The 5,959-nt window shown below is 26.3% G+C and carries 8 protein-coding genes; 4 read left to right on the forward strand and 4 right to left on the reverse strand.

Annotated elements, in window-relative coordinates:
• Positions 1 to 146 precede the first annotated feature (146 nt).
• Entirely contained in the window at positions 147 to 1,502 is a 1,356-nt protein-coding gene (locus SPJ33_RS07625; protein WP_321117374.1) for an MATE family efflux transporter, read from the reverse strand.
• Positions 1,503 to 1,693: 191 nt separating this feature from the next.
• Here SPJ33_RS07625 and SPJ33_RS07630 point away from each other — a divergent pair, with 191 nt between their 5' ends.
• Both SPJ33_RS07630 and SPJ33_RS07635 read left to right on the forward strand, forming a co-directional pair.
• The gene (locus SPJ33_RS07630; RefSeq protein WP_321117375.1) at positions 1,694 to 2,173 is read left to right on the forward strand and encodes a permease; all 480 of its coding nucleotides are present in this window, start codon (positions 1,694 to 1,696) and stop codon (positions 2,171 to 2,173) included.
• 3 nt (positions 2,174 to 2,176) lie between these two features.
• Complete coding sequence (locus SPJ33_RS07635) at positions 2,177 to 2,716, forward strand: permease (RefSeq protein ID WP_321117376.1); 540 nt, start codon at positions 2,177 to 2,179, stop codon at positions 2,714 to 2,716.
• 62 nt (positions 2,717 to 2,778) lie between these two features.
• Here the strand turns inward: SPJ33_RS07635 and SPJ33_RS07640 are convergent, their stop codons facing one another.
• From SPJ33_RS07640 to SPJ33_RS07650, 3 genes are all read right to left on the reverse strand, one after another.
• Positions 2,779 to 3,399: a DUF488 domain-containing protein gene (locus tag SPJ33_RS07640; protein WP_321117377.1), complete on the reverse strand. Its 621-nt coding sequence runs from the start codon at positions 3,397 to 3,399 to the stop codon at positions 2,779 to 2,781.
• 74 nt (positions 3,400 to 3,473) lie between these two features.
• Positions 3,474 to 3,908: a MarR family transcriptional regulator gene (locus tag SPJ33_RS07645; RefSeq protein ID WP_321117378.1), complete on the reverse strand. Its 435-nt coding sequence runs from the start codon at positions 3,906 to 3,908 to the stop codon at positions 3,474 to 3,476.
• 101 nt (positions 3,909 to 4,009) lie between these two features.
• Positions 4,010 to 4,486 carry a glutathione peroxidase gene (locus tag SPJ33_RS07650; protein ID WP_321117379.1) on the reverse strand — a complete coding sequence of 159 codons (477 nt, stop codon included), beginning with the start codon at positions 4,484 to 4,486 and terminating at the stop codon, positions 4,010 to 4,012.
• Between the two features lie 187 nt (positions 4,487 to 4,673).
• Here SPJ33_RS07650 and SPJ33_RS07655 point away from each other — a divergent pair, with 187 nt between their 5' ends.
• Both SPJ33_RS07655 and SPJ33_RS07660 read left to right on the forward strand, forming a co-directional pair.
• Positions 4,674 to 5,243, forward strand: a complete 570-nt coding sequence (locus SPJ33_RS07655) for a LemA family protein (protein WP_321117380.1) — start codon at positions 4,674 to 4,676, stop codon at positions 5,241 to 5,243.
• Between the two features lie 2 nt (positions 5,244 to 5,245).
• The coding region (locus SPJ33_RS07660) for a TPM domain-containing protein (protein WP_321117381.1) at positions 5,246 to 5,959 on the forward strand (714 nt) is incomplete at its 3' end.

A 5,959-nucleotide genomic window follows, 5' to 3' on the forward strand; every position in this document is an offset into this window, starting at 1 on the left:
GTGGAACTACTATCTCATTAGTTACAAAAAAAGAATTCCCAGCAATTAGAATCTATGAAAGAGAATTTAATATAAAAATAAATAAAAAACAATTATCATATGGTAAATTAGTTTAATATAAAAAAGATGGGATAATCCCATCTTTTTTATTCTAATGCTGATAATGCAAAGCTTTTTCCTTCCCACGCTCTACTTTTCCATCTTATTAAAACAAGTATAGCTCTAAACCATTCATCTAACGCAAAACCTAACCATATTCCTATTAATCCAAGTCCCATTTTTATACCTAGTATATAAGCTATGCCAACACCAAAGGTCCACATAGAAAATATACCTATATAAACTGGAAATTTAACATCCCCAGTAGCCCTTAAACTATTTATACCTACTATATTTATTGCCTTACCAGGCTCTAATAAAATTTCTATTAAAAGCACATTACATGCTATGTTTATTATAGATTTATTATTTGTTATCATAGACATTATTCCATATCTAAATAAAACAATTCCTAAACTAATAATTAAAGATACTACTACAGATGCTTTTATACAATACACACATAAATTATATGCCTTATCGTTTTCTCTATTTCCTACAAACTGACCTATAAGTATACTCGCACCTTGTCCTAATGATACTGCAAATATAAATGCAAAAGATACTATAGTAGTTAAATAACTTTTTGCAGACATACTCTCTATACTTATCATATTTACAAAACTAGTTATTGCAAGCTGAGATAAATTATAAGAAATTTGTTCTGCCGCTGATGGTACACCAACCTTTAAAATGTTTATTAATTGTTCTTTTGGGAATGGTTTAAATAAAGTTATATTAAACTTATGCAAAATAACTTTATATACTCTATGAGCTAAGATAACTAAAGCTATTATCTTGCTTATGACAGTTCCAAGTGCTGCCCCTGTAACTCCAAGCTCAGGCATTCCAAAATTACCAAATATAAATGTGTAATTAAATATAACATTTGTTATATTCATAATAAGCGTAACACTCATACATATTTTTGTTAAGCTATATGATCTTAGTATTGCTGTAAAAGTCATAAGTATAGCTTGTATAAAAATAGTTCCACCAACTATTTTCATATAACTTTTTCCAATAGGCACTAGCTCTGGTGCTGCCTTTAAAAATATAAATAGTTGTGATGAAATTAAAAATACTACTACACTTATTACTATTCCTATAATTAAATTTACCCCTATAGATACACCACATAATTTAACAATCTCTTCTTCATCAGTCTTTGCACCTAAATATTGAGCAAGTAATATAGCTGTTCCTGCTGTTATTATTCCAAACATCAAATTAACCATCCAAATCAACTGATTTGCAATTCCAACTGATGCAACAGCTAAATCTGAATATTTACCAAGCATTATCGTATCTAATCCACCAAGTAATGAAAATAATAAACTTTCTACAAATATTGGCCATGTTATACTCTTTAACTTTTTATTTATCCCCCTACTATTCTCCATTTTTATAACCCCTTTTAAAATAATAATCTAATATTTAAATTATTCCCCCCTTAAATAACCCATACCATAAATTTTTATCAAAGAGTTTCTAAATATATTATCCTCGTCGTAATTTATTATACATTTATTATACATTTTCCTTCTATATGAATACTATATAATTGCAAATAAAATTTTTATAAGGTGATATAATGATTTCCTGCATTTTATATATAGTATCTATATTTTTATTAATTATATCCTTCATAAAAGATAAGAAAAAAACACAAAAAGCTATTAAAACTGCTATTAAATCTTTCGAAAATATAATGCCTCAATTTTTAAGCATTATCCTTATAGTTGGATTTATATTAGCAATACTAAATCCAGAAACAATCTCAAGTTTAATTGGTGAAAATTCTAATTTTTTAGGTATAACTTTTGCATCTATAATAGGTTCCGTAACTATAATGCCAACCTTTGTTGCTTTTTCAACTGGAAATACATTACTTCAAAATGGCGCTGGTATATCTCAAGTTGCAGCGCTTATATCAACACTTACATTAGTAGGAGTTATAACCTATCCCCTAGAAGCAAAATATATTGGCAAAAAGGCTGCCTTTTTAAGAAATTTTATAGCTTTTTTATTTTCTTTTTTAGTAGCTTTTATCATAGGAAAGGTGATGTTTTAATTTATGAAGCTTATTTATAAATATCTAAAAAGATACTCTGTTTTCTTAGTATTATTATCTATACTTTTCATAACATTTTTTATAAATTATCCTGTAGGAACAAAGGTATTTAAAAATGTCTATTCTAGTTTTCTACAAATGCTTAGTGTACTTCCACCTATAATGCTTCTTCTTGGACTTATGGATGCATGGATTCCAAGGGAAACATTAATAAAATATATGGGTGATAGCTCTGGAATACTTGGCATATGTTTTTCAATGCTTATAGGCTCACTTGCAGCAGGTCCTATGTATGCTGCATTTCCATTTACTGCTCTTTTATTAAAAAAAGGAGCTAAATTTAGCAATATAATTATATTTTTAAATTCTTGGTGTGTAACAAAGGTATCAACTCTTTTATTTGAATTTTCATCTTTAGGTTTTAAATTTACATTTATAAGACTTTTGATAGATATACCTGGAGTTATAATGATGGGATATTTGGTTTATTATTTTATGGATAAAAAATCATTAGAAGACATATACTCTAATCCTTCCTTATAAACTTTAATATATAACAAAAAAGTATTCATTAAAATTAGAATACTTTTGTTATATATTAAGATTTATTTATTATCTAGATTTTCTAATCTATATCCTATTTCTTTATTGGCCATTTTATAAGATTCTTTTATCATATCTTCATCACTTAACCCATTTCCAAGTAATGAATCTATAGTAATCTGTCCTCTATTTTTAAAATACTTATCTAATAGATTTTTTTCTATATCTTCTTGTGATGCTATAGTATAATCATCTAATATATGCTTAACATTAAATCCATAATCTCTTAAAGCTTTGCCAACCAATATACTTCTATGACATCTTATAGGATCTTGCATTGCTCCTAAAATTGCTATCTTGTATCCTTTCTGGCATCCATTTTTGAGTCTATTTATTCCATTTATAAAATCCTCTTCATGAATTACTTTCTCAAAATCTGCATATCCTTCTTCATTATAAGAAACTTTGCTTACTCTCTTAGCAGCTAACTCCTTAGCCATGTATATATAAATAAAGCCAGCTTTAGTTAATGAATATCTTATAGTATCTTTATCAAATTGAACATTATATTTTGAATAAGGTATTCCTCTTATATCAACTACGCAATCAATATTAAAATATCTTAACATATCTATTAATCTATCTATACTATAATTAGAGTGCCCAATTGTAAATATATCCAAAAAACCATCTCCTCATAAATAACAAGCTAGTAAATTATAAAAATTTACTAGCCAATATAAAATACTCTTTTTAGTTATTTTCTTAAGATTTCTAATAATTCATCTAGCTTAATTTTTAATTCAGTAGCCATTTCTACATCCATATTTACCTTGCAAAAAACTTTTTCAGGAACATTAACAATTTCTTCTTTTAAATTTCTTCCTTTTTCTGTTAATTCCGCTATAACTACTCTATCATCATTAGAATCTCTATATCGTGTGATTAATTCCATCGCTTCTAATTTTTTAAGTAATGGAGTAAGAGTACCTGAATCTAAATGTAATCTCTTACCTATACCTTTAACTGTTGCTTTTTCTTCTTCCCATAACACAAGCATTGTTATATATTGAGTATATGTAAGGTTAAATTTATCAAGTACTGGCTTATATAGCTTTATTATTTCTCTTGATGCTGCATATAAAGAGAAACATATTTGATTATCTAATTTAATATTATCGTACTTATTCATGTATTTCTCCTATTCTATATTTTATTTACTAAGCTGTGTTACTATCAAATATTCTATATATTTCGTTTTTATATGTCAACATTATATCATCTGAGGATTATTTATCCTAATAAGTTTTCAATATCTTTTTTAATCTTACTAGGTGATGTAGTTGGTGCATATCTTTTAACTACATTTCCATTACTATCTATTAAAAACTTTGTAAAATTCCACTTTATTTCATCATTTAATAAACCCTTTGTTTGTTCTTTTAAGTATTTAAATATTGGATGTGCATTAGGTCCTTTTACATCTATTTTTTCAAACATAGTAAATGTAACACCATAATTTAATTGGCAAAAATTATTTATCTCTTTATTACTTCCTGGATCTTGATTTTTAAATTGATTGCATGGGAAGCCTAATATTTCAAATCCCTTTTCTTTATATTCATTATATAATTCCTCTAACCCCTTAAATTGAGGTGTAAATCCACATTTACTAGCTGTATTTACAACTAATACTACTTTTCCTTTATATTGATTCATATTTATATCTTTACCATTTATATCTTTAGCCACAAAATCATAAAAATTCATATTTTTTATCTCCTTATTTACGATATTAGGAATATTTCTATTTTAATTTTATAAAATTAAATTTATGAAAATTTAATTTATATCAATAATAATATATCCTATTATTATTTTTGTCAAATCTCTAAATGCTATACTATAATATTTTTTAATTTTGAACATAATAATTTATAAAGAAGGAGGTTTAATCATGAAAAATAATTCTAAATTATTAATTACAATTCTCGCTATTATAATTATTTTAGGAATATTTACAGTTAGTAATTATAATAGCTTAGTTTCATTACAGCAAAGCGTAGATACTACTCAAGCAAACATTGATACACAACTTCAAAGGCGTTCTGATTTAATACCTAATCTAGTAAATACAGTAAAAGGATATGCCTCTCAAGAAAAAGATATATTTACTGATATTGCTAATGCAAGAAGTAAACTTGCTGGTTCATCAACTGTTACTGATAAAGCTAATGCTGATAGTGATCTTTCAAATGCACTATCAAGATTATTAGTAGTTGTAGAAAATTATCCTGAATTAAAATCAAATCAAAATTTTAAAGATTTATCAGTTCAATTAGAAGGGACAGAAAATAGAATTGCAGTTGCAAGACAAGATTATAACACTGCAGTTACTAGATATAATTCAAAGAGAAGGAAATTCCCAAGCAATATAATTGCTAGTATTTTTAACTTTGAAGAAAAACCACTATATAAAGCAAGCGATGGTGCTAAAGAAGTGCCTTCTGTAGATTTTTCTAAATAGCTATGAAAACTAAAAAGAAAGTTTTTAATATTTTAATTTCTTCTCTTATTTTTTTAACTTTAACCTTATCTTTCACTAGTATAATTGCAAATGCATCAAATAAAATTCCAAGCAAAACTCAATATAAATACGTAAATGATTATACAAATACACTAAAAGAGTCTGAAATTAAAGATATTGTTTCAATTGGTAAAGAACTTGAAGACAAAACAGGAGCCCAAGCTACTGCTGTGATAATAGATTCAACTGATGGAATTCCAATTGAGAATTATGCAATTGACCTTTTTAGAACTTGGGGAATAGGTCAAAAAAATAAAGATAATGGATTATTAATTTTAATCGCCATAAAAGATAGAAAGTGGAGAGTAGAAGTCGGTCGAGGCCTAGAAGGTGCAATTCCAGATGCATTAAGTAATCGTGTTATGGAATCTATTGCTAAACCAAATTTCAAAAATGGTGATTATGGAAAAGGTTTAACAGAATCCTATAGTACTTTTGCAGATTATATTGCAAAAGAATATAATGCAAAACTTACTAAATCTTTAAACGTAAAACTTCCTAATAATCAAAAAGAAACTTCAAATAGTAATGATTATACTATTTTAGGTATAGTCATTGCCTTTATATTAATAGATATAATATTTAATAAATCTAGAATTTGTCGTGCAATTTTAAAGATACTTTTCTTAATTAACTTTAATAATAGACATGGACCT

Origin of the sequence: Clostridium sp., assembly GCF_034179595.1 — a bacterium.
In the GTDB taxonomy this organism is placed as follows: domain Bacteria; phylum Bacillota; class Clostridia; order Clostridiales; family Clostridiaceae; genus Clostridium.